Source organism: Lysobacter sp. 5GHs7-4 (assembly GCF_021284765.1).
In the GTDB taxonomy this organism is placed as follows: Bacteria; Pseudomonadota; Gammaproteobacteria; order Xanthomonadales; family Xanthomonadaceae; genus Lysobacter.
Window position 1 is genome coordinate 3,082,097 of the sequence record NZ_CP089924.1, and the last position, 20,958, is coordinate 3,103,054.

The 20,958-nt window shown below is 69.1% G+C and carries 21 protein-coding genes, 1 tRNA gene and 1 pseudogene; 12 read left to right on the forward strand and 11 right to left on the reverse strand.

Features of this window, described 5'->3' with window-relative positions; translation table 11 throughout:
* Positions 1-3: 3 nt before the first annotated feature.
* Both tsaE and LVB77_RS13910 read right to left on the reverse strand, forming a co-directional pair.
* Positions 4-483, reverse strand: a complete 480-nt coding sequence (gene tsaE, locus LVB77_RS13905; protein ID WP_232906691.1) for a tRNA (adenosine(37)-N6)-threonylcarbamoyltransferase complex ATPase subunit type 1 TsaE — start codon at positions 481-483, stop codon at positions 4-6.
* A gap of 146 nt (positions 484-629) precedes the next feature.
* Entirely contained in the window at positions 630-2,129 is a 1,500-nt protein-coding gene (locus LVB77_RS13910) for an NAD(P)H-hydrate dehydratase (protein WP_232906692.1), read from the reverse strand.
* An 82-nt stretch (positions 2,130-2,211) separates the two neighbouring features.
* Between LVB77_RS13910 and queG the strand changes: the two genes are divergently transcribed.
* The gene (queG, locus tag LVB77_RS13915) at positions 2,212-3,246 is read left to right on the forward strand and encodes a tRNA epoxyqueuosine(34) reductase QueG (protein ID WP_232910298.1); all 1,035 of its coding nucleotides are present in this window, start codon (positions 2,212-2,214) and stop codon (positions 3,244-3,246) included.
* Positions 3,247-3,467: 221 nt separating this feature from the next.
* Here queG and pgi read toward each other — a convergent pair whose 3' ends face one another.
* The 6 genes and pseudogenes from pgi to pcnB all read right to left on the reverse strand — a co-directional run.
* Positions 3,468-4,985 (reverse strand): glucose-6-phosphate isomerase, encoded by a 1,518-nt coding sequence (pgi, locus tag LVB77_RS13920; RefSeq protein ID WP_232906693.1) that lies wholly within the window; start codon positions 4,983-4,985, stop codon positions 3,468-3,470.
* Between the two features lie 8 nt (positions 4,986-4,993).
* The gene (gene panD, locus LVB77_RS13925; protein ID WP_056175616.1) at positions 4,994-5,374 is read right to left on the reverse strand and encodes an aspartate 1-decarboxylase; all 381 of its coding nucleotides are present in this window, start codon (positions 5,372-5,374) and stop codon (positions 4,994-4,996) included.
* A gap of 110 nt (positions 5,375-5,484) precedes the next feature.
* Positions 5,485-6,333 carry a pantoate--beta-alanine ligase gene (panC, locus tag LVB77_RS13930; protein WP_232906694.1) on the reverse strand — a complete coding sequence of 283 codons (849 nt, stop codon included), beginning with the start codon at positions 6,331-6,333 and terminating at the stop codon, positions 5,485-5,487.
* Positions 6,334-6,488: 155 nt separating this feature from the next.
* Positions 6,489-7,322, reverse strand: coding sequence for a 3-methyl-2-oxobutanoate hydroxymethyltransferase (gene panB, locus LVB77_RS13935; RefSeq protein WP_232906695.1), 834 nt, complete (start codon positions 7,320-7,322; stop codon positions 6,489-6,491).
* A gap of 61 nt (positions 7,323-7,383) precedes the next feature.
* Positions 7,384-7,884 carry a 2-amino-4-hydroxy-6-hydroxymethyldihydropteridine diphosphokinase gene (gene folK, locus LVB77_RS13940; RefSeq protein ID WP_232906696.1) on the reverse strand — a complete coding sequence of 167 codons (501 nt, stop codon included), beginning with the start codon at positions 7,882-7,884 and terminating at the stop codon, positions 7,384-7,386.
* Positions 7,881-9,206: pseudogene (gene pcnB / locus LVB77_RS13945) on the reverse strand (polynucleotide adenylyltransferase PcnB); the annotation flags it as partial. The gene folK and the pseudogene pcnB, both read right to left, overlap by 4 nt.
* 199 nt (positions 9,207-9,405) lie before the next feature.
* Between pcnB and LVB77_RS13950 the strand changes: the two are divergent.
* Together LVB77_RS13950 and fdxA are read left to right on the forward strand one after the other, a co-directional pair.
* Positions 9,406-9,481, forward strand: a tRNA-Glu gene (locus tag LVB77_RS13950).
* A 226-nt stretch (positions 9,482-9,707) separates the two neighbouring features.
* The gene (gene fdxA, locus LVB77_RS13955) at positions 9,708-10,031 is read left to right on the forward strand and encodes a ferredoxin FdxA (RefSeq protein WP_232906697.1); all 324 of its coding nucleotides are present in this window, start codon (positions 9,708-9,710) and stop codon (positions 10,029-10,031) included.
* A 207-nt stretch (positions 10,032-10,238) separates the two neighbouring features.
* Here the strand turns inward: fdxA and LVB77_RS13960 are convergent, their stop codons facing one another.
* Both LVB77_RS13960 and dapA read right to left on the reverse strand, forming a co-directional pair.
* Positions 10,239-10,757, reverse strand: coding sequence for a hypothetical protein (locus LVB77_RS13960; protein WP_232906698.1), 519 nt, complete (start codon positions 10,755-10,757; stop codon positions 10,239-10,241).
* Positions 10,758-10,777: 20 nt separating this feature from the next.
* Positions 10,778-11,683 (reverse strand): 4-hydroxy-tetrahydrodipicolinate synthase, encoded by a 906-nt coding sequence (gene dapA / locus LVB77_RS13965; protein WP_232906699.1) that lies wholly within the window; start codon positions 11,681-11,683, stop codon positions 10,778-10,780.
* A 108-nt stretch (positions 11,684-11,791) separates the two neighbouring features.
* Here dapA and LVB77_RS13970 point away from each other — a divergent pair, with 108 nt between their 5' ends.
* From LVB77_RS13970 to LVB77_RS13980, 3 genes are all read left to right on the forward strand, one after another.
* Positions 11,792-12,445: a glycine cleavage system protein R gene (locus LVB77_RS13970; protein ID WP_232906700.1), complete on the forward strand. Its 654-nt coding sequence runs from the start codon at positions 11,792-11,794 to the stop codon at positions 12,443-12,445.
* A 16-nt stretch (positions 12,446-12,461) separates the two neighbouring features.
* On the forward strand, positions 12,462-12,944 hold the full coding sequence (locus tag LVB77_RS13975) for a peroxiredoxin (RefSeq protein WP_232906701.1): 483 nt from the start codon (positions 12,462-12,464) through the stop codon (positions 12,942-12,944).
* 136 nt (positions 12,945-13,080) lie between these two features.
* Positions 13,081-14,478 (forward strand): PhoH family protein, encoded by a 1,398-nt coding sequence (locus tag LVB77_RS13980; protein WP_232906702.1) that lies wholly within the window; start codon positions 13,081-13,083, stop codon positions 14,476-14,478.
* Between the two features lie 67 nt (positions 14,479-14,545).
* On the opposite strand, the gene LVB77_RS13985 is transcribed toward LVB77_RS13980, so the two are convergent.
* Positions 14,546-15,595, reverse strand: coding sequence for a hypothetical protein (locus tag LVB77_RS13985; RefSeq protein ID WP_232906703.1), 1,050 nt, complete (start codon positions 15,593-15,595; stop codon positions 14,546-14,548).
* A 308-nt stretch (positions 15,596-15,903) separates the two neighbouring features.
* Between LVB77_RS13985 and LVB77_RS13990 the strand changes: the two genes are divergently transcribed.
* From LVB77_RS13990 to kdpA, 6 genes are all read left to right on the forward strand, one after another.
* Complete coding sequence (locus LVB77_RS13990; protein ID WP_232906704.1) at positions 15,904-16,269, forward strand: helix-turn-helix transcriptional regulator; 366 nt, start codon at positions 15,904-15,906, stop codon at positions 16,267-16,269.
* A 192-nt stretch (positions 16,270-16,461) separates the two neighbouring features.
* On the forward strand, positions 16,462-17,268 hold the full coding sequence (gene thiD / locus LVB77_RS13995) for a bifunctional hydroxymethylpyrimidine kinase/phosphomethylpyrimidine kinase (protein ID WP_232906705.1): 807 nt from the start codon (positions 16,462-16,464) through the stop codon (positions 17,266-17,268).
* A complete protein-coding gene (locus tag LVB77_RS14000) occupies positions 17,261-18,118 on the forward strand; it encodes an alpha/beta hydrolase (protein ID WP_232906706.1) in 858 nt (285 codons plus the stop codon). Before thiD ends, LVB77_RS14000 begins: the two co-directional genes overlap by 8 nt.
* A 125-nt stretch (positions 18,119-18,243) precedes the next feature.
* Entirely contained in the window at positions 18,244-18,969 is a 726-nt protein-coding gene (locus LVB77_RS14005; protein WP_232906707.1) for a TorF family putative porin, read from the forward strand.
* Between the two features lie 11 nt (positions 18,970-18,980).
* The gene (locus LVB77_RS14010) at positions 18,981-19,073 is read left to right on the forward strand and encodes a potassium-transporting ATPase subunit F (RefSeq protein ID WP_232906708.1); all 93 of its coding nucleotides are present in this window, start codon (positions 18,981-18,983) and stop codon (positions 19,071-19,073) included.
* A gap of 134 nt (positions 19,074-19,207) precedes the next feature.
* Complete coding sequence (kdpA, locus tag LVB77_RS14015) at positions 19,208-20,953, forward strand: potassium-transporting ATPase subunit KdpA (RefSeq protein ID WP_232906709.1); 1,746 nt, start codon at positions 19,208-19,210, stop codon at positions 20,951-20,953.
* The last annotated feature ends 5 nt before the right edge of the window (positions 20,954-20,958 follow it).

Sequence of the window (20,958 nt, forward strand, 5' to 3'; positions counted from 1 at the left end):
AAGCTACGCCGCGACGGTCGCCGCCCGAATCCACGCCGCCCCCACCGCCGACGCGGGCACCAGGCGGGCCGAACGCCCCGCCCCGGCCACCGCCAGCTCCACACGCAGGTCGGCCGGCGGCAGCGCGCCGCGGCCGCGGTCGGGCCACTCGATCAGCCACAACACGGCCTCGTCGCCGTCCAGGCCCAGAAACTCCAGCTCGCCGGCGTCGCCGATGCGGTACAGATCCAGATGCCAGGCCTCGCCGCCGTCGGCGAGCGGATAGCGCTCGACCAGGGTGTAGGTCGGACTGCGGATCGCGCCCTGCACCCCCAGCGCGCGCAGCAACGCGCGCGCAAGCGTGGATTTTCCGGCGCCCAAATCGCCGCTCAGATGCACGACCGCGCGCGCAGGACGCGTGCGCGCGAGCGCGGCGCCCAACGCGTCGGTGGCGTCGGCGTCGCGCAGGCTGAGGTCGGTGGCTTGGTGTTCGTACGCGTGCATGTGGATTCGAGTTTATCGGAACGGCGCCGAACAAAAATCGTACCGGAGGAAATCTTTGCCGATGAAATCGTAGCGATCGGAACCGTGTTTGCGGCATCGCGCCAACGGCATAACGCCGACGAACGCACGCCTCGAATCGGAAGCCGTCAACGCACGCTCTCAGGATTGGCCAGCCGTCGCAACCAAGGCATCAGATCGGTAGGCAACAAACCGCGCTCGCCACCTTCGCGCGCGGCGGCATCGGCGGCGGCGGAATGCAGCAAGGCGCCGCAGACGGCGGCGTCGAACGCGTCCATGCCTTGCGCACGCAGGGCCGCGACGGTACCGCTGAGCACATCGCCCATGCCGCCCACCGCCATGCCGGGATTGCCGGCGCCGATCACGTGAGCCGGGGAGTCCGGAGCGACCACGACCGTGCCCGCGCCTTTCAACACGATCGCGCAACCGTAGCGATCCAACAACGCATGCGCGGCCGCGAGACGATCCGATTGCACGTGCGCGGTATCGATGCCGAGCAAGCGCGCCGCTTCGCCGGGATGCGGCGTCAGCACGCTGTCGGCGCGCAAGCGCTGCGGCTGTTGCGCCAGCAGATTCAGCGCGTCCGCGTCCAGCAGCAGGGGACGCTCGCTGGCGAGCGCAGCGGCATACAGCCCGCGGCCCCAATCGCCCTGCCCCAAACCCGGGCCCAGTGCGACGATATCGGCGCGCTGCAAGGCGTCGCGCAAACGCGTCGCATCGCCCACCTCGCTCGGCATCGCCTCCGGCAGGCGCGACAGCAAGGCCGTCACATGCTCGCCGCGCGTGGCCACCTCGACCAGACCCGCGCCGCTGCGCAACGCCGCCTGCGCGCACAGCACGATCGCGCCGCCGCTGCCGCGATCGCCGCCGATGCAGAGCACGCGGCCGTTGCGCCCCTTGTGGCTGTCGCGCGCGCGCGGCCGCAACCAGCGCGCCAGATCCGTGGCCTGCACCGCGTGCGCGACCGGCGCGACGGCGAAGGTATCGACGCTCAGCTGCAAGTCCGCTAACGCGCGCTCGCCGGCGCAATCCAACGCCGCGCCGGTGGACAGTCCGATCTTGCGGGCGATGAATTCGATCGTGCCATCGGCGACCACCGCCGGCGCATGCGCGCTGCCGCGGTCGGCGTCGACGCCGCTGGGCACGTCCAGCGCCAGCACCGGCGCCGACTGCGTATTGATCGCCTCGATCAGCGCCGCCGCATCGCGTTCCGGCGCGCGCGACAGGCCGATACCGAACAACGCGTCGACCACCACGTCGGCGCTGAGCGCAGCGCCGTCGAAAATCTCGCTGCGGCCGCCCGCCTTCTCATATTCGGCCGCCGCACGTTGCGCGAGTTCGCTGCGCGGCGCGTGGGCATCCAGGCGCAGCACGCGCACCTGACGGCCCGCGGCCTGCGCATGCGCGGCCATGACGTAGCCATCGCCGCCGTTGTTGCCCGGTCCGCAGACCACCAGGATCCGCTGCGCCGACGGCCAACGCCGCAACAGCTCGCGCCATGCCGCGGCGCCGGCGCGGCGCATCAGTTCGAACGCATCGCCGAGGTCGGCGGCCGCGCGCGTCTCGACCGCGCGCAGCGCCGCAGCGTCGTAAAGCGCGGAATCGGGATTGGACGCAGCCGCCGGCATCGCCCGATTCTATACTTGCCGCATCGTGAGCCCGCGCCCAGCCAGCCCCGACCCCTCGCCTTCCGCGCCCGACTACGCGGCGTTGACCGTGCGCATCCGCGAACTGGCGCGCGAACTGGGCTTCCAACGCTGCGGCATCGCCGGCATCGAGTTGGGGCCGGACGAGGACTACCTGCGCGACTGGCTGGCGCAGGGGCTGTACGGCTCGATGGACTGGATGGCGCGCCACGGCGAGCTGCGCTCGCGGCCGCAGGAACTGATCCCGGGCACGCTGCGGGTGATTTCGGTCGGGCTGGACTACGGCCGCAACGACGACGAGGACGCCTGGGCGACGCTGGCCGATCGCGAGCGCGCGTACGTGGCCCGCTACGCGCTGGGCCGCGACTATCACAAGCTGATGCGCCAGCGCCTGCAGCGGCTGGCGGACCGCATCGGCCAGACCGTGGGGCCGTTCGGCCATCGCGTGTTCGTCGATTCGGCGCCGGTGCTGGAACGCGCGCTGGCGCGCAACGCCGGGCTGGGCTGGATCGGCAAGCACACCTGCCTGATCGACAAGGACGGCGGCTCCTGGTTCTTCCTGGGCGAGATCTATGTCGATCTGCCGCTGCCGATCGACGCGCCGGCCAGCGCGCACTGCGGTACCTGCGTGCGCTGCATCGACGTGTGCCCGACCCAGGCCATCGTCGCGCCGCATCGCCTGGACGCGCGGCGCTGCATCGCCTATCTGACCATCGAGCACGAGGGCGCGATTCCCGAAGAACTGCGGCCGGCGATCGGCAACCGCATCTTCGGCTGCGACGATTGCCAGTTGGTCTGCCCCTGGAACAAGTTCGCCAAGCGCACCGACGAACCGGACTTCCGCGCACGCAACGACCTCGACCGCGCGACTCTGGTGCAGTTGTTCGCCTGGAGCGAGGACGAGTTCCTGCAGCGCACCGAGGGCTCGGCGATCCGCCGCAGCGGGCACGAGCGCTGGCTGCGCAATATCGCGGTGGCCTTGGGCAATGCGCCGGCCACGCCGGAGGTGATCGCGGCGCTGCGCTCGCGCCGCGATACGCACAGCGCGGTGGTGCGCGAGCATGTGGAGTGGGCGCTGGCGCGGCATGGCGCGCTTTGAGGACAAGGCGATCGAATCGCGACGCTTTGGGGTAGGAGCGGCGTAAGCCGCGACCGTCCATGGCGCCTGCGTCGGACGATCGTGAAGCGCGCTGAAGTCCCTGGATCCCCGTCTTCGCGGGGATGACGGATCGGGAGATCGCGCGCTCACACCCGGTCGATGCGGTGCGCCTGTGGCTTACCGCATCCTACGAGGCAGATACATCGGTCAGCGGATACGCATCAACCCCGCAGCTGCGCGATCAACTCGCGCGTCACCGGATCGTCGGCTTCGACTTCCCCGGCCAGCGCCGGCAGCAGGCGGCTGGCGACCTGCTTGCCCAGTTCGACGCCGAACTGGTCGAAAGCGTTGATGTCCCAGAACACCGACTGCAGGTAGACGCTGTGCTCGTACAGTGCGAGCAAGGCGCCCAGCGAGCGCGGGTCGAGCGCGTCGAGCAGGATCGTGGTGCTGGGCCGTCCGCCGGCATAGGCGCGGTGCGGATCGTTGCTGCCCTGGCCGTTGGCGAAGGCTTCGGTCTGCGCCAGCAGGTTGGACTGCAGCGCCAGATGGTTCTGCGAATACGGCGCATCGCTGCGGATCACGCCGATGAAGTCGCCGGGCACGATCGAACTGCCCTGGTGCAGCGCCTGGAAGAAGCTGTGCTGCGTATCGGTGCCCACCCCGCCCCACCACACCGGCACGGTGTCGGCGACGATGGCGCTGCCGTCCAGGCGCGTGGATTTGCCCAGGCTTTCCATCACCAACTGCTGCAGGTAGTTCGACAGCAGCTTGAGGCGGTCGTCGTAGGCCAGCACGGCCTGGGTCGCGTAGCCCAGGCCGTTACGGTTCCAGATCGCGGTCAGCGCGTGCCAGGCGGCCAGGTTGTCGGCCGGCGCGGCGTTCAACACGTGCGCGTCCATCTCGGCGGCGCCGTCGAGGAAGGCCTCGAACGCGTCCATGCCGATCGCCAGCGCGATCGGCAGGCCGACCGCCGACCACAGCGAGTAACGGCCGCCGACCCAGTCCCACATCGGCAGGATGCGTTCGGGCGGAATGCCGAACGCCGCCGCCGGGCGGTCGACGTTGGCGCTGATCGCGTACAGGCGCTGCGCGGCGTGCTGGCCCAGCCAGTCGCGTACCACGGCGCCGTTGAGCAGGGTTTCCTGGGTGCCGAAGGTCTTGGAGATCAGCAGCGCGGCGGTGCGTGCCGGATCGAGGCCGGCGAGGATGCGCTGCGCGGCGTGGCCGTCGACGTTGGACAGGAAATGCACGCGGAACCGGCCGGGCGCGGCGCCGATCAGCGCATCGGCGGCCAGGCGCGGACCCAGGTCGGAGCCGCCGATGCCGACGCTGACGATGTCGGTGACGTCGCTGGCCTCCAGCGCTTCGACGATCGCGCGCATGCGCTTGCGCGCCTGCAAGGCCTGCGCATGCGCGTCGCGCGCGACGGACGCTGGCGAGAAATCGCCGCGCAGCGCGGTATGCAGCGCCGGACGGCCTTCGGTGACGTTGACGGTCTCGCCGTCGAACAGCGCGCGCAGGCGCGGCGCGAAACCGGCGTCCTGGGCGGCGGCGAACAGCTGCGCCAGCGCTTCGCGGTCGTAGTGCTGGCGCGCGAAGCTGGCGTAGACCGGTCCGACCCGCAGGGCGAAATCCCGTGCTCGGGCCGGATCGGCCGCGATCAGCTGCGACAGGCTGGTGTTGGCGACGCGCCCCGCCTGGGCGCTCAGTTGGCTCAGTCGGGATGCGTCGCTCATGCGTGGTCTCAGGCCGCCTGCGCCGGCATCGAAGTGTTGGTGTGGGTCAGCTGATTGTGCCGGTCGACGTAGACCAGGGTCGGCTTGAACTTGGCCGCTTCGGCCTCGTCGCAGACGCCGTAGGCGCAGATGATCACCAGGTCGCCGGGCTGGGCCTTGTGCGCGGCCGCGCCGTTGACCGAGATCACGCCGCTGCCCTCTTCGCCGCGGATGGCGTAGGTGACGAAGCGCTGGCCGTTGTTCACGTTGTAGATGTGGACCTGTTCGTACTCGCGGATGCCGGAGATGTCGAGCAGGCGGCCGTCGATCGCGCAGGAGCCTTCGTAGTGAAGCTCGGCGTGGGTGACCGTGGCGCGGTGGATCTTGGCCTTGAGCAGGTTGAGTTGCATGTGTCTCACTCCGTCCGCGGACGCGCGGGCGCGAAAGGTCGAAGTCTAGCAGCGCATGGCGCAGTGCAACATAGCCGCCCGGCGCCGCCCCTGGAACGCTGTATCGGCGTTCAGGCGGCGAATTCGAGGTTGTCGATCAGGCGGGTCCGGCCCAGCCGGGCGGCGATCAGGGCCACCCGCGGCGCATCCGCCGGGCCGGTCTCGGGCAGGCCCAGATCGGCGCGCCGGATGGCGGCGTAGTCGACGACGAAGCCGGCGCTTTGCAGGCGCTGCACGGCCTCGGCCTCGACCGCCTCACGCGCGCTGCCGGCCTGCGCGGCCTGACGCATCCACTGCAGGCAGCGATGGATCTCGGCCGCGCGCGGACGCTCTTGCTCGGACAGGTACTGGTTGCGCGAGCTCATCGCCAGGCCGTCGGCCTCGCGCAGGGTGTCGGCGGCGACGATCTCGATCGGGAACGCCAGGTCGCGCACCAGATAGCGGATCACCGCCAGTTGCTGGTAGTCCTTGCGGCCGAACACCGCCACGTCGGGACCGACCTGGTTGAACAGGCGCGCGACCACGGTGGCGACGCCGTCGAAATGGCCGGGGCGGTGCGCGCCCTCCAGGCCGTCGGTGACGTGCGGCACGCGCACCTCGACCGTCGCCTGCGGGCCGTAGGGATACATGGTGTCCACCGTCGGCAGCCACATCAGGTCGGCGCCGGCGGCGGCCAGGCCGGCGGCGTCGGCCTCCGGCGTGCGCGGGTAGCGGCCGTAGTCCTCGTTGGGGCCGAACTGGGTCGGATTCACGAACACGCTGACCACCACCCGGTCGGCGCGCTCGCGCGCCAGCCGTACCAGCGAATGATGGCCGGCGTGCAGGTTGCCCATGGTCGGCACGAAGGCGACGCTCAGGCCGTCGCGACGCCAGGCGTCGAGGGTGGAACGCAGTACGGCCAGGTCGTCGACGGTCAGCATGTCTTGCTCGGCGGAAATTCGGAGGAAGTCGGGGACGGCGGCGGCGCGGCCGGAGCCGGCGCCGCAGGCTGGGGATTACACGCGCTTGCGGCGGCGATCACAACGCCGGCGCCGGAACGCTGGGTTCGAACGGCGCCGGAGTGCGGGTGCCGGCCTCAACCGGCGTAGGAATGCGCGTCGTCGGGAAAACGGCGCTCGCGCACGGCGTCGGCGTAAGCGCGGAACGCGCCTTCGATCGAGCCGCCCTCGGCCAGGAAATCCTTGACGAACTTGGGCCGGCGATGGCCCGAGTTCACGCCCAGCAGGTCGTGCAGGACCAACACCTGGCCGTCGCACTGCGGACCGGCGCCGATGCCGACGGTCGGGATCGCCAGATCGGCGGTGATCGCCGCGGCCACCGGCGTGGGCACGCACTCCAGCACCAGCAAGGCGGCGCCCGCCTCCTGCACCGCGCGCGCGTCCTCGCGCAGGCGCGCCGCGGCGGCCTCGTCGCGGCCCTGTACCTTGTAGCCGCCCAGGCGCAACACCGACTGCGGGGTCAGGCCCAGGTGCGCGCAGACCGGAATCTCGCGCTCGACCAGGAAACGGATCACCTCCAGCTTGTGGCCGGCGCCCTCCAGCTTGACCATCGCCGCGCCGGCCTGCAGCAGCGCGGTCGAGGCCTCCAGCGCGCGCTCGGGCGTGGCGTCTGACTGGAACGGCAGGTCGGCGATCAGCAGCGCCTTGGACAGGCCGCGCGCGACGCAGGCGGTGTGGTATGCGATGTCGGCCACGCGCACCGGCAGCGTGCTGTTGTGGCCCTGCACCACCATGCCCAACGAATCGCCGATCAGCACCAGATCGATCCCGGCCGCGTCCATGGTGCGCGCGAAGCCGGCGTCGTAGCAGGTCAGCATGACCAGGGCCCGGCCTTCGCGCTTGGCGTCGGCGAGCATGGGCACGGTCCAGGCGGTCTTGCGCGGGGTATCGGTGGGGGCCGAGGTGTACATGGGTCGGGTCTCGCCCGGGCTGTCGCCGGACGCTCGCGGGGGTAGCCCTATAACTTACCGCCTAAGCCAGGATTTGTATGTCGCCGATCTCGAGCCGGGCCAGCGCGTCGCGCGCCGCGCCGATCCCGGGAATGCGCGCATCGGGCGCGACGTCGAGCAGCGGCAGCAACGCGAACGCGCGCTCGTGCAGGTGCGGATGCGGCAGGCGCAGGCCCGGTTCGTCGAGGCTGCGCTGGCCGTACAACAGCAGGTCCAGGTCCAGCGTGCGCGGCCCCCAGCGGTCGCTGCCGTCGTCGCGACGGTCGCGGCCGGCCTCGCGTTCGATCGCCAGCATCGCCGTCAGCAGGGCTTGCGGCGGCAACCGGGTTTCCAGCATGGCCACGGCGTTGACGAAGTCCGGCTGCGCGGTGACGCCCCAAGCCGGGGTGCGGTACAGCGCCGATGCGCGCAGCAGCCGCGTGTGCGGGAGCGCCGCCAGCGAATCGAACGCCGCGCGCAATAGCGCCGCGCTGTCGCCCAGGTTGCTGCCCAAGCCGACGAACGCGACCTCGGCCGTGCTCATTCGCCGTCGTGGCCGGCGCTACCCGCGGCATCGCTGCCGCCGTTGCGGCGACGGCGGCGGCGCTTGCGCGGCGCGCTGCCCGGCTCGGCGTCCGACGGCGGCTGTGCGTCCAACTGCGCGGCCAGTTCGTCGCCCGGCGTGCCCTGCGCATCGCGCCAGAACGCGACGTCCGCGGCATGCTCGTCGGACGCGGCCAGGCGCAGATTGAGGAAATCGTAGGCGGCGCGGAAACGCGGGTGCGACAGCAGGCGGAACACGCGCTTGCGCTGGCGCTGCGAGAAGCGCGTCTGCAGCAGCCAGATCTCCTGCATCGGCAGCGAGAACCGGCGCGGCAGCGCGATGCGTTCGAGCTGGTGCACGGTGACCCGGTCGGCAGCGCGGCGCTGGGCCTCGACCGCGTGCATGCCCTGCGCCTGCAGCGCCATCAGCGCGCGGCAGTACGCCGGCCACAGCAGCATCGCGAACAGGAACGCTGGCGACACCGGCTCGTCGTTGGCCACGCGGGTATCGGTGCCCTGCAGGCCTTCCAGCAACATGCGCCGCAAGGCGCCGCTGCGGTTGGACTTGAGCGCGGCCGCGGTTTCCGGCAGCAGCGCCGGCAGCAGGCCGTAGCGCTCCAGGCCCAGGAAGCTCTGCACGGCGTGGCCGGACAGGAACAGCTTCAGGCATTCCTCGAACAAGCGCGCCGGCGCGGCATCGGCCAGCAGCGGCGCCAGCCCCGGGATCGGCGCGGCGGTCGCCGACTCGATCTCGAAGCCGAGCTTGGCCGCCAGGCGCACCGCGCGCAGCATGCGCACCGGATCCTCGCGATAGCGGGTTTCCGGATCGCCGATCAGGCGCATCAGACGGTTCTGCACGTCCTCGAAGCCGCCGACGTAGTCGCGCACCGAGAAATCCTCGACCGCGTAATACAGCGCGTTGGCGGTGAAGTCGCGGCGCACCGCATCGTCCTCGATGCTGCCGTAGACGTTGTCGCGCACCAGGCGGCCGCCGTTGTCGGTCTCGCGGTCGCCGCTGCCATCGTCGCTGTTGGCGCGGAAGGTCGCGACCTCGATGATCTCGCGCCCGTACACCACGTGCGCCAGGCGGAAACGGCGGCCGATCAGGCGGCAGTTGCGGAACAGGCCTTTGACCTGCTCCGGCGTGGCGTCGGTGGCGACGTCGAAGTCCTTGGGGTGGCCGCCGACCAGGATGTCGCGCACCGCGCCGCCGACCAGGTAGCCGCCGAAGCCGGCGTCGCGCAGCCGGTACAGCACGCGCAGCGCGTTGGGGCTGATCTCCTTGCGCGAGACATTGTGCTGCTCGCGCGGGATCACCCGCAGCTGCGGATGGACGTAGTCGTGACCGTTGGAATTTTCGGGCTGCATCGAGCGGTCGTCGCCGCGTTGGGATCGCTGCTGCGGGGCAGTGGATCGCTGTGGGAAGGTGAACGGCGGCCGGTCCAGACCGGTTGCCGAGCGCTATTCAGCCCCCTATACTAGCAGGCCGCATACGATTGAGAGTCGGATGCGGGTTTACCCAGCTCCCTTCGTCTAGAGGCCTAGGACGTGGCCCTCTCAAGGCTAAAACACGAGTTCGAATCTCGTAGGGAGCGCCAAATTCGGAATGCGAGCCGCCCGCGGCCTTCCACCCTCACCGGTGCGAACGTTCCAAGACCGAAGCCCGCGCAGCGATGCGCGGGCTTTTTCTTTAGCCCGGCGGCGGCCGCACACCGGCAATTGAGAGTCGCTCGCAACAACGGCCGAGGCGGCGCGATCGGCTAGGTTTGCGCCCTCGCCTGTCGCTAAACTAGCCGCGCCCGCTCACCCACGGAAGACCGTTCCATGCCCTTCGTCGTCACCGAGAACTGCATCAAGTGCAAGTACACCGACTGCGTCGAGGTGTGCCCGGTCGACTGTTTCCACGAAGGCCCGAACTTCCTGGTGATCGATCCGGACGAGTGCATCGACTGCACCCTGTGCGAACCGGAGTGCCCGATCAACGCGATCTACCCGGAAGACGACGTGCCGGCCGGACAGGAAGCCTTCGTCGCGCTCAACGCCGAACTCGCCAAGGCCTGGCCGGTGATCACCACCCGCAAAGACGCGCTGGCCGACGCCAAGGACTGGGAAGGCAAGACCGGCAAGATCGATCTACTGGAGCGCTGAGGGCTCTGGAATCTGGAATCTGGAATCTGGCAGAGCTTAAGCCGCGTCGCCTATACCGATCCGTCATCCCCGCGAAGGCGGGGATCCAGTGACTTCAGCGCCATCTGCCGCGTCTGCGCGCCCCAGCCGCTAAGTCACGTTACTCACCACGCAAACAAAAACGGGCGCCTCGCGGCGCCCGTTCTCGCTTCCGCTATCGAGCAAGAATCACTTGCTGCCCAGCGCTTCCTTCAGCGCCGCGATCAGCTTGATCGGCGGCTGGCCACTGGCCGGCAGGCCGCGCGGATCCACCGCCGACACGTAGGCGCCGGCCTCGACCGCGCTGACGCGGACCAGGAAGTTCGCGCCTTCGTAATTGACGTCGTAGGCGCCCAGCAGCTGGGCGCGGCTAGCCACGGTCAGGCCCTCGACCTTGCCCAGCGCCTCGCCGACCTTGGCGTAGGCCTCGTCGCGGCTGCCGGCGGTGGTGAAGCCGATCGGCGACGCGGCGGCGGCGACCGTGGTCGGCGCGCGCTCGGAGGCGCTGACCGAACCGTTCGGGATCGCCATCGCGCCGTCGGTGCGCGGACGGTCCAGGTCCGGCGGCACTTCCAGCGGACGCTGTTCGGGGCTGGCGGCGTACAGCGGATTGCTGCCCTTGCGGAACCAGCTGCAACCGGCGGTGGCCATCAGGCCGATCAGCAGTGCGCCGACCGCGACGCGGGACATGGAAACGTTGGAACGCATGGGCAAATCTCCTGCGGGGTTCAGGCCGCGAGCGTAGCGCGGCAGTCGTGTTCGAGTTCGCGTACCAGCGCATGGGCGCTGGCGGCGGCATCTTGGTGGGCGGCCGACAGGCCGGTCAGCGGCAGGCGCAGGCCGTGGCCGATGCCCTGGCGCGCGAGCACTGCCTTGACCGGGATCGGGTTGGATTCGATGCCGAGGAAGTCGTAGACCGGCGCCAGCCGCGCGTCCCAGGCCTGGGCCTCGTCGCGGCGGCCGCCGCGGGCCAGATCGGCCAGGCGGCGGAACGAGGCCGGCAGCACGTTGGAAGCGACCGAGACGATGCCGTCGGCGCCGGCCAGCATGGCGCGGCACGCGGTCGGGTCGTCGCCGCTGAGCACGGCGAAATCGCCGGACTGCAATGCCAGCAGCGCGCTCATGCGTTCGGCTTCGCTGCGGGCCTCCTTGATGCCGACGATGCGCGGGTGGCCGGCGATCTGCGCCACGGTCTCCGGCAGCAGGTCGCAGCCGGTGCGGCCGGGCACGTTGTACAGCACCAGCGGCAGCGCGCCGTCGTCGGCGATCGCGCGGTAGTGCGCGACCAGGCCGGCCTGGGTCGGACGCACGTACGGCGGCGTCACCACCAGCGCGGCGTCGGCACCCAGCGCGGCGACGCGGCGGGTCAGTTCGATGGTCTTGGCGGTGTTGGACAGGCCAGTGCCGGCGAGCACGGGGATGCGTCCGGCGACCTGCTCCACCGCCAGGCGCAGCAGGGTGTCGTATTCGGGGTCGTGCAGCGCGGCGGCCTCGCCGGTGGAGCCGGCGACCACGATGGCCTGGGTGCCGCCGTCGAGCTGCGCGGCCAGGAGGGCGCGCCAGGCGTCCAGGTCGATTTCGCCGGCCGCGTCGAACGGCGTGGCCAGCGCGGTGATGCTGCCGGTAAGTCGCAAGTGAGGGCCTTCGCGCGTAGCGCTGATGTGAGCGGCGGCACGGTAAGCCGCCAACGACCGATGTTACTGCTTTGCGATGTTACTTGCGGGCCGAAAGCGCGGGCAAGTATGCTGGCTTCAAGCCGCAGCCCGTGCGCGGGCCGCCGTTCAGTATCCGAGCCACACGCTCCCCTTGCAGGCGCCGCCTTGACCGATTCTGCTGCCAGAGACTCCGCTGCCCGGCCGTCGCCGAACGAAAACCACCTCCTGATCAACGCCTATACGACGCATCCGGAGTCGCCGCTGCTGTCGGTGACGCGCCGGATCGCCGACTCCGGCTGCAACCTGGTCGACGCGCGCCTGTCCACGGTCGGTCGCGACGTCTCGGTGACCGCGCTGGCGGTCGGCTCCTGGGACGCGGTCGCCAAGCTCGAGGCCATGCTCACGCGCCTGGAGCGCGAGGAAGGCCTGAAGCTGGTCTGGTACCGCACCGGCCCCAAGCAGGTGCAGTCCAACCTGCTGCCGTACATCGTCGAAGTGGTGGCCGCCGACAAGCCGGGGATTTTGTTCCAGCTGGCCGATTTCTTCGACCGCCAGGGCATCACCATCGAAAGCCTGCACTGCTCGCGTTACCGCGCCATGCAGACCGGTGCCGACATGTTCTCGGCGCAGGTGACGATCGGCGTTCCGTCGAGCATGCACATCGCCGCGTTGCGCGACGATTTCCTGGAGTTCTGCGATCACTTGAATCTCGACGCCATCATGGACCCGATGAAGTTCTGAGGATCAGACACCCCGCATGCTCGACACCGGCAACCGCCTCGACAATACCGTCTCTTCCCTGCCCCTGGCGCTGTCCAGCGGCGAAACCGCGCGACTGAAGGACTACGCCGGCCAATGGCTGGCGCTTTACTTCTATCCCAAGGACAGCACGCCCGGCTGCACCACCGAAGGCCTGGACTTCAACGCCCTGCTACCCAAGTTCAAGAAGCTCGGCGCGACCGTGCTGGGCGTGTCGCGCGACTCGCTCAAGTCGCACCAGAACTTCTGCGCCAAGCAGGGCTTCAAATTCGACCTGATCAGCGACAAGGACGAGGCGCTGTGCCAGGCCTTCGGCGTGATCAAGGAAAAAAGCCTGTACGGCCGCAAGTACATCGGCATCGAACGCAGCACCTTCCTGATCGACCCCAAGGGCGTCATCGCCCAGTCATGGCGCCCGGTGAAAGTCTCCGGCCATGCCCAGGCCGTACTCGACGCACTAAAGGCTGCACAGACCCAGTGACCGCCCCTCCGATCCCCGCCATTCGCCGTCCCGCCACGCGGGCCACGGCGGCGCTGCCTTGCGCGTTCGCCGGCGCCGCCGCGTTCCATCCGTCGTATCCGCACCGCGCCGTACCCACCTGCCAAGAGGTATCGGAATGACCCGAAGCAAGCGCATTTACGTTCTCGATACCAACGTGCTGATGCACGATCCGACCGCGCTGTTCAAGTTTCAGGAGCACGACGTCTACCTGCCGATGCAGGTCATCGAAGAGCTCGACAACGGCAAGAAAGGCACCTCCGAAGCCAGCCGCAACGCGCGCCAGGTCAGCCGGTTCCTCAACGAGCTGATCGAGGCCGAGGGCACCGACAAGATCGCCGTCGGCATCACCCTCAAGCGGCCGCAGGGCCTGCAGCTGCGCGGCGAGCAGAGCATCGGCAAGCTGCGCTTCCAGACCGGTTCCTTCGACGCCGGCAAGCGCTTCAGCGCGGTGATCCCGGACAACCAGATTCTCGGCGCCATCCTCGCCCTCAAGGAGAGCGAGCCCGGCGTGCCGGTGGTGTTCGTGTCCAAGGACATCAACCTGCGCATCAAGGCGGCGATCGCCGGGATCGCGTCGGAGGACTACGAGAACGACCGCGCGCTGGACGATTTCAGCCTGCTCTACACCGGCGCCACCGCGCTGCCGGAGGACTTCTGGCAGCGTCACGGCAAGGACCTCAAGTCCTGGACCGAGAAGGGCCGCACCTATTACGAGATCGCGCGTACCCAGGACGACGACTGGTATCCGAACCAGTTCCTGTTCCTGCCCGGCGACGAGGAGTCCGAGCTCAAGGTCAGCAAGGTCGGCGAGGACCGCGTGACCCTGCAGATCGTCGACGACTACCGGCATAACCAGCACGCGGTGTGGGGCATCATCGCGCGCAACCGCGAGCAGAACTTCGCGCTCAACGCGCTGATGGACCCGGAGATCGACTTCGTCACCCTGCTCGGCACCGCCGGCACGGGCAAGACCCTGTTGGCGCTGGCCGCGGGCCTGGCCCAGACCATGGACCAGCAGCGCTACCGCGAGATCATCATGACCCGCGCCACGGTCAGCGTAGGCGAGGACATCGGTTTCCTGCCCGGCACCGAGGAGGAAAAGATGACGCCGTGGATGGGCGCGCTGACCGATAACCTGGAAGTGCTGACCCATAACCAGGAAGGCGGCGCCTGGGGCCGCGCGGCCACCAACGACCTGCTGGCCTCGCGCATCAAGATCCGCTCGATGAACTTCATGCGCGGACGCACCTTCCTCAGCCGTTGGCTGATCCTGGACGAGGCGCAGAACCTCACCCCGAAGCAGATGAAGACCCTGATCACGCGCGCCGGTCCGGGCACCAAGATCGTCTGCCTGGGCAATGTCGAGCAGATCGATACGCCGTACCTGACCGAGACCACCTCCGGTCTGACCTACGCGGTCGACCGCTTCAAGGGCTGGGCGCACAGCGCGCACGTGACCCTGCGCCGCGGCGAGCGTTCGCGCCTAGCGGACTACGCTTCGGAAGTGCTGTAACGCAAAAAGGGAAGCCGGCCTCGCGGCCGGCTTCCTCGTGTACGCATCCTTGCGTTTGCGGGTTCCGTCAGCGTCCCGGCACGCGACAGCAGGTCGCGTTGACTTGGTAACCGAGCACGCTTAGCAACGAACCGACCAGATCGCACTGCCAGCCCACCGGCTGACCGCTGACCACCATCGGCTGGGAGTTGCTGATGCCGATGCCGAGCACGCCGCCGCAGCCGCCGCCGGTGGCGGTGTAGCCTGCCGGGCACTGGACGTCCTTGGTCTGCAGGCCGCTGAGCAGGGCCAGGCTTCCGCTTTCCTGCGCGACGGTGCAGTCGATCGCGGTGGCTTCGGGCTCGATGAAGTAACCGGTCACGTCGATGACGATTTCGGACTGGGCGAAGGTGTAGACGTTGAACTCGCTGGGGCACGCCGGACGGCACAGACGGACGGTCGATTCGTCGGACAGCACCATGTTCGCCACGTAGTTCAGCGACGCCGCGAGCGGCTTGGCTTCATCGAACGGGTACGCGGTGAAGTAGCCGTTGTGGGTCGGATTGACCGCCGCGATCTTCACCACCAGCGCCGACGCGTTCTGCGGCAAATTGCAGTTGGACGCATCGCCGCCCTGCGAGGTGAAATCGGTGGCCGTGTAGCCCTTGAAGCTGCGCGTGCCGTTGGCCGCGATCGGCCCGCCGACGATGCGGCTGTCGACGATGCGGCAGGGGTTGATGGGCGTGAACACCAGATCCTGGCCTGGCGAGCCCAGGCTCATCGGCTGCACGTTCGGCTGGCCGGTCGCGGCGCTCATGCCGCTGCCACCGCCCACGCCGCCGCCCAGCAAAGCCGCGTTCATCTCCTCGAAGCTGCCCGCACTGGCGGCCAGTTCCAGGTTGGCGATGTCGGCGCCCTGCAGTGTGCCCTCCATCCGCTCGCCCCAGCCGGCCCCCATCGCCCCGTAGCTGCGTTCCACATAGGGCGACCATCGCGCCACGATGTCCTGTGCCAGTTCCGCCCGCATGCCTTCCGGCGCCAAACCGGTCGTGTTGGTGCCGAAGAAGCCGACACCCACGGCCGCCGCCGGCAGGACCACAGCCAGCAGGGCGATCAATAGTTTGCCTTTCTTACGCATATAACCCCCGTATCCGTAATTTTGAGAGGGCGCCAGGTTGCGTTTGACCAGCAGGAAATAATCACCAGAAACACCGGATGCGGGCGCATGCATCGGTAGCGAGAATGCTTATCCAGCGCCTGATAATGCCGCAACGTCTGATTTCACTAACGTGAATAGCTTTAGGGGTGACGTTATGGGGCAGCTCCCGCCAATATGCGGCTCCACGTGTGACGCGTTACTCAATCCACACCAATCGTGCCTCGAACCGCTATCGCGTTAGCGAAATGCTGGGGCATGATCCATGACCGAACTAGGGGAGAATACTCATGGCGGCTCTACCGGAGCGCATACGGCGCGCCCGTACTTTGTCCCGAGTTTCCCAACTGGCGCTGGCCAACATGGTGGGTGTGCAACGCAGCGCGGTCGCGCAGTGGGAACGCAAGGACGGCAGCCACCCCTCGATGCACCATTTGATCGCGATCGCCGTCGCTACCGGGGTTTGCCTGGAATGGCTGGGCACCGGACGCGGCCCGGTCAAACCCGGCGAGGACGCCTGGACCCCGGCGATGCGCACCGACGATTATGCGCAGGACGATATTGAATCGGAGTGTTTGGAAGCCCTGCGGAAAATACCTTTCCAGATCAGAAAACAAATTGTCTTACTGATCTCATTGGTATCGAGAAACTATTGAGCTCGCCACTGGGGATAAACCCCCACTGTCAAGACGAATTAACATCCCGCGAAATCGGCACATAATCGGGCGAGATTTCGCCCGGCCCGCGCAGCGGCGGAAACCGATTTTGCGCAGCTTCGCGCCGCTGCCCGTGGCCGGACGATGCGATATCGTCTCCCGACCCGCTGCGAAGCCCCGCCCTGCCCCCCGATGACCCCAGCTCCGATTTCCGCCCTCACCATCGCCGGTTCCGATTCCGGCGGCGGCGCGGGCATCCAGGCCGATCTCAAGACCTTCGCCGCCCACCGGGTGCACGGATTGAGCGCGATCGCCGCCCTGACCGCCCAGCACACCCGCGGCGTCAGCGCCGTGCACGTGCCCGACCCCGGCTTTCTGCGTGCGCAGATCGACGCCTGCTTCGACGACTTCCGGATCGGCGCGGTCAAGCTGGGCATGCTGGCCAGCGCGGCCGTCATCGACGCCGTGGCCGCCGCGCTGGAGCATTACCGCCCCGCGCAGGTGGTGCTGGACCCGGTCATGGTCGCCACCTCCGGCGCGCGCCTGCTCGAACCCGAAGCCCTGACCGCGCTGCGCGACCGTTTGCTGCCGCTGGCGACGGTGATCACGCCCAACCTGCCGGAAGCCGAGCTGTTGCTGGGCCGCGCGATCGGCGACCGGGCGGCGATGCGCGAGGCGATCGCCGACCTGCGCGCGCTGGGCGCCCAGGCGGTGCTGCTCAAGGGCGGCCACCTGCCCGACCAGGACGAGGTGGTCGACTACCTGGGCGACGACGACGGCCTGCATGCGATCGCGCACCCGCGCCTGCGCCTGGAAGCGCACGGCACCGGCTGCACGCTCGCCTCCGCGGTCGCGGCCCGGCTGGCGCGCGGCAGCGAACTGCGCGCGGCCTGCGACGCCGCCGCCGACTACGTGCATGCCGCGCTGCGCGAAGGGTATCGCCCGGGGCGTAGCGATATCGTCGTGCTCGACCACTACGGTGCCGCCACGCATGACTGATCCGATCGAAGCCTGCGAACTGCCGCTGCAGGCCGGCGACGGCCACCGCTGGCAACTGCTGGCGCGCCTGCCGCACGCCCCGCGCGCCAGCCTGTTGTGGCTGCCCGCGCTGGGCGTCGCCGCCAAACACTACCTGCCCTTCGCCGAAGCGCTCGCCGCGCGCGGCATCGCCGTGTTCGTGCACGAGTGGCGCGGCAACGGCGGCAGCAGCCTGCGCGCCGATCGCGCCCACGACTGGGGCTACCGCGAACTGCTGCTGGAGGATCTGCCGCACAGCGAAGCAGCGATAGCGGCGCGGTTGCCGGGACTGCCGCGCATCCTCGGCGGCCACAGCCTGGGCGGACAGCTCGCCTGTTGCCGGCTCGGCCTGCTGGCGCATCAACCCGCGGCCGACCGGCCCACGCGGCTGTGGTTGGTCGCCAGCGGCGCGCCGTACTGGCGCGCGTTCCCGGCGCGCACGCGCTGGTGGCTGCCGTTCGCCTACCGCTTCCTGCCCTGGCTGGCCGATCGGCGCGGCGCCCTGCCCGGTCGCCGCGTCGGTTTCGGCGGCGACGAGGCGCGCGGCCTGATACGCGACTGGGCGCGCAGCGCGCTCAGCGGCCGTTACGCCGCGGTCGGCGTAGAGGCCGACCTCGAGGCCGCGATGGCGCAGGTCGACGTCGACACCGACGCAGTGGTGCTGGACGACGATTGGCTGGCACCGGAATCGTCGCTGCGGTTCCTGCTGTCCAAGCTGCCGCGCGCGCAGGCGCGCGTCGATACGCTCGACGCGCAGGCGCTGGGTGCGCGCGCCGATCACTTCGCTTGGATGAAGCGACCCGATGCGGTCGCCGCCTCGTTGATGCGCTGAGCAAGACAGAGCGGTTTTACGCCGAATTTACGCGCGCCGTCGCCGCCGGAATGGAGGTTTTACGGCGCGGGTTTCGACAATGACGTGGTGGCCGATCCGGCTTCGTCAGTACCTCGGAACCCGACATGTCGATGCGACCGCTGCGCCTGCGCGAGGCGTCCCTTCCCCTGAGCTTCGCCGTCTGCGGCGGCTTGAGCCTGCTCGCGCTGGGCGCGCGCGCCGACGCCGCCACGCTGACCGGCAACGCCGCGCTGACCACCGACTACGTGTGGCGCGGCAGCACCCAGACTCAGGGCGATCCGGCCGCGCAGGCCGGCTTCAAGCTGGCCAGCGATTCCGGCTTCTACGCATCGGTCTGGGGCTCGAACGTCGAGTTCGCGCCCGATACCCATGCAAGCAGCGAGCTGGACCTCAGCCTGGGCTGGACCGGCAAGCTGGCGCCGGACTGGGCGCTGGACCTCAACGTCCTGCACTACCGCTACCCCGCGACCACGCGCGATCTCAATTGGACCGAGCTCAACGGCAGCCTCACCTACGCCGATCGCTACTGGCTCGCGCTGGGTTATTCGAACGAAGCGCTGGGCAGCCGCGACGGTGGGCTCTACACCCAGATCGGCGCGCGCTACCCGATCAACCCGCGCCTGCGCGTCGAAGCCGCCGCCGGCTACTACCGCCTGCAGCAGGTCTACGGCGACAGCTACGCGCATGCGCAATTGAGCTCGGTGTGGGCGATCAAGGCGCCGCTGGAGCTGCGCCTGACCGCGCACGCGACCGATTCCGCGGCCGAACGCATCTTCGGCGACGACTACGCCGGCGACCGCATCGAAGCGGCGCTGCAAGCGTCCTTCTGAGGAACACGACCATGCCCGCCTGGCTTGCCCTGGTGTGCGCGGTGTCGGCCGTGGTGGCCGCCGCGTACCTGCTTTACGTCGTGCTGCGTCCGGAAGACTTCTAGGGCGCCGCCGCGTCGCGCGGCGCCGATACGGCGGCGCGACGCAAAGATCGCCTGAGCCCGGTCGCTGCGGGCCCTGGTTTCCGCGCCGCCGACGGACCCAACGGCGCGACTCACTCACTGTCTGGCTGACGACGATGATAGAAATTTTTCTGGTATTCGCGCTCGCGATCGCCCTGGGCTGGCCCCTGGGCCTGTACCTGGCGCGCGTGATGCGCGGCGCGCCCTCAAGGCTGGACCTCGTGTTCGGTCCGCTGGAACGCGCGATCTACCGCGCGCTGGGCACCGACCCCGCGCGCGGCATGAGTTGGTCCGGCTACGCCAAAGCCTTCGCCCTCAGCAACGCGGTGCTGGCGATTCTGGTGTGGCTGCAATTCATGACCCAAGCCTGGCTGCCGCTCAATCCCGACGGCGTCGCCAACCTGCGTTGGGACACCGCGCTGCACACCATGGTGTCGTTCCTGACCAACACCAATCAGCAGCACTACTCGGGCCAGGCGCAGCTGAGCTATCTGTCGCAGATGGTCGGCATCGTCGGTTTGCAGGTGGCCACGCCGATGATGGGGCTGGCGATGGTGGTGGCGACCTTGCGTGGCTTGTTCGGTGGGCGAAGGGAAACGTGCTCGGCCGGTGGCAACACCGAGGCCGCAGCGCCGACCACCGCCCGCGACTTGGGCAACTACTGGGTCGACGTCACTCGCGCCACGCTGCGTTTCATGCTGCCGCTGTGCCTGCTGTGGGCGCTGCTGCTGACCGCGCAAGGCGTGCCTGCGACGCTGGCCGCCGGCCCCAGCGCGCAACCGGTCGACGCCACGGTGGCGATGCAGCAGCAGAAGATTCCGCTGGGCCCGGTCGCGCCGATGGTCGCGGCCAAACAATTGGGCACCAACGGCGGCGGCTGGTACGGCCCCAACAGCGCGGTGCCGCTGGAGAACCCGACGCCGTTTTCGAACCTGCTGGAAATGCTGGCGATCGTGCTGATCCCGATCGCGGTGACGTTCATGATCGGCCCCTTCACCGGCCGCCGCCGGCTGACGGCGATGGTGTTCGGCAGCATGCTGCTGATGTCGGCACTGTCCACCGCCGCCACGGTGTGGTCGGAAGCCTATTCGTCCAGCGCGGCCGATGTCGCGTTGATGGAAGGCAAGGAGGTCCGCTTCGGCGCAACCGCGTCGGCGCTGTGGACGGCCGTCACCACCCAGACCAGCAACGGCTCGGTCAACGCCATGCACGATTCGCTGGCGCCGCTGACCGGCGGCGTGGCGATGGTCAACATGCTGGTCAACGCGATCTGGGGCGGCATCGGCTGCGGTCTGCAACAGTTCCTGGTGTACCTGCTGCTGGCGGTGTTCCTGGCCGGACTGATGACCGGCCGCACGCCGGAACTGTTCGGACGCAAGATCGAAGCGCCGGAGGTGCGCCTGCTGGCGCTGCTGATCCTGCTGCAGCCGCTGACGGTGCTGGGTTTCACCGCGCTGACGCTGGCGCTGCCGGCGATCGCCGGCACGTCCAATCCCGGTTTCCACGGCATCTCGCAGGTGTTCTACGAGTACACCTCGGCGTTCGCCAACAACGGATCGGGCTTCGAGGGCCTGGGCGACGCCAGCTACTGGTGGAACCTGAGCTGCGCGCTGGTGCTGGCACTGGGGCGCTATCCGGCCCTGATCGTGCCCTTGGCGGTGGCAGGACTGCTGGCGCGCAAGCGCGTGGCGCCGGAAGGCAACGGCAGCTTGCACGTCGAGACGCCGACCTTCGCCCTGACCCTGATCGCGGTGATCGCGATCCTGACCGTATTGCAATTCATGCCGGCGCTGGTGCTGGGCCCGGTGGCCGACCACCTGTCGTTGGCCGCCGCATCGACCGCGCCGTCGCCGGCCCTGTGAGGTAA

What these genes read in the sequence shown, in the direction of transcription:
- tsaE (WP_232906691.1), bottom strand. Translation starts at nt 483, where the DNA reads ATGCACGCGTACGAACACCAAGCCACCGACCTCAGCCTGCGCGACGCC.
- LVB77_RS13910 (WP_232906692.1), bottom strand. Translation starts at nt 2,129, where the DNA reads ATGCCGGCGGCTGCGTCCAATCCCGATTCCGCGCTTTACGACGCTGCG.
- pgi (WP_232906693.1), bottom strand. Translation starts at nt 4,985, where the DNA reads ATGAGCGACGCATCCCGACTGAGCCAACTGAGCGCCCAGGCGGGGCGC.
- panD (WP_056175616.1), bottom strand. Translation starts at nt 5,374, where the DNA reads ATGCAACTCAACCTGCTCAAGGCCAAGATCCACCGCGCCACGGTCACC.
- panC (WP_232906694.1), bottom strand. Translation starts at nt 6,333, where the DNA reads ATGCTGACCGTCGACGACCTGGCCGTACTGCGTTCCACCCTCGACGCC.
- panB (WP_232906695.1), bottom strand. Translation starts at nt 7,322, where the DNA reads ATGTACACCTCGGCCCCCACCGATACCCCGCGCAAGACCGCCTGGACC.
- folK (WP_232906696.1), bottom strand. Translation starts at nt 7,884, where the DNA reads ATGAGCACGGCCGAGGTCGCGTTCGTCGGCTTGGGCAGCAACCTGGGC.
- fdxA (WP_232906697.1), top strand. Translation starts at nt 9,708, where the DNA reads ATGCCCTTCGTCGTCACCGAGAACTGCATCAAGTGCAAGTACACCGAC.
- LVB77_RS13960 (WP_232906698.1), bottom strand. Translation starts at nt 10,757, where the DNA reads ATGCGTTCCAACGTTTCCATGTCCCGCGTCGCGGTCGGCGCACTGCTG.
- LVB77_RS13970 (WP_232906700.1), top strand. Translation starts at nt 11,792, where the DNA reads ATGCTGGCTTCAAGCCGCAGCCCGTGCGCGGGCCGCCGTTCAGTATCC.
- LVB77_RS13975 (WP_232906701.1), top strand. Translation starts at nt 12,462, where the DNA reads ATGCTCGACACCGGCAACCGCCTCGACAATACCGTCTCTTCCCTGCCC.
- LVB77_RS13980 (WP_232906702.1), top strand. Translation starts at nt 13,081, where the DNA reads ATGACCCGAAGCAAGCGCATTTACGTTCTCGATACCAACGTGCTGATG.
- LVB77_RS13985 (WP_232906703.1), bottom strand. Translation starts at nt 15,595, where the DNA reads ATGCGTAAGAAAGGCAAACTATTGATCGCCCTGCTGGCTGTGGTCCTG.
- LVB77_RS13990 (WP_232906704.1), top strand. Translation starts at nt 15,904, where the DNA reads ATGGCGGCTCTACCGGAGCGCATACGGCGCGCCCGTACTTTGTCCCGA.
- thiD (WP_232906705.1), top strand. Translation starts at nt 16,462, where the DNA reads ATGACCCCAGCTCCGATTTCCGCCCTCACCATCGCCGGTTCCGATTCC.
- LVB77_RS14000 (WP_232906706.1), top strand. Translation starts at nt 17,261, where the DNA reads ATGACTGATCCGATCGAAGCCTGCGAACTGCCGCTGCAGGCCGGCGAC.
- LVB77_RS14005 (WP_232906707.1), top strand. Translation starts at nt 18,244, where the DNA reads ATGTCGATGCGACCGCTGCGCCTGCGCGAGGCGTCCCTTCCCCTGAGC.
- LVB77_RS14010 (WP_232906708.1), top strand. Translation starts at nt 18,981, where the DNA reads ATGCCCGCCTGGCTTGCCCTGGTGTGCGCGGTGTCGGCCGTGGTGGCC.
- kdpA (WP_232906709.1), top strand. Translation starts at nt 19,208, where the DNA reads ATGATAGAAATTTTTCTGGTATTCGCGCTCGCGATCGCCCTGGGCTGG.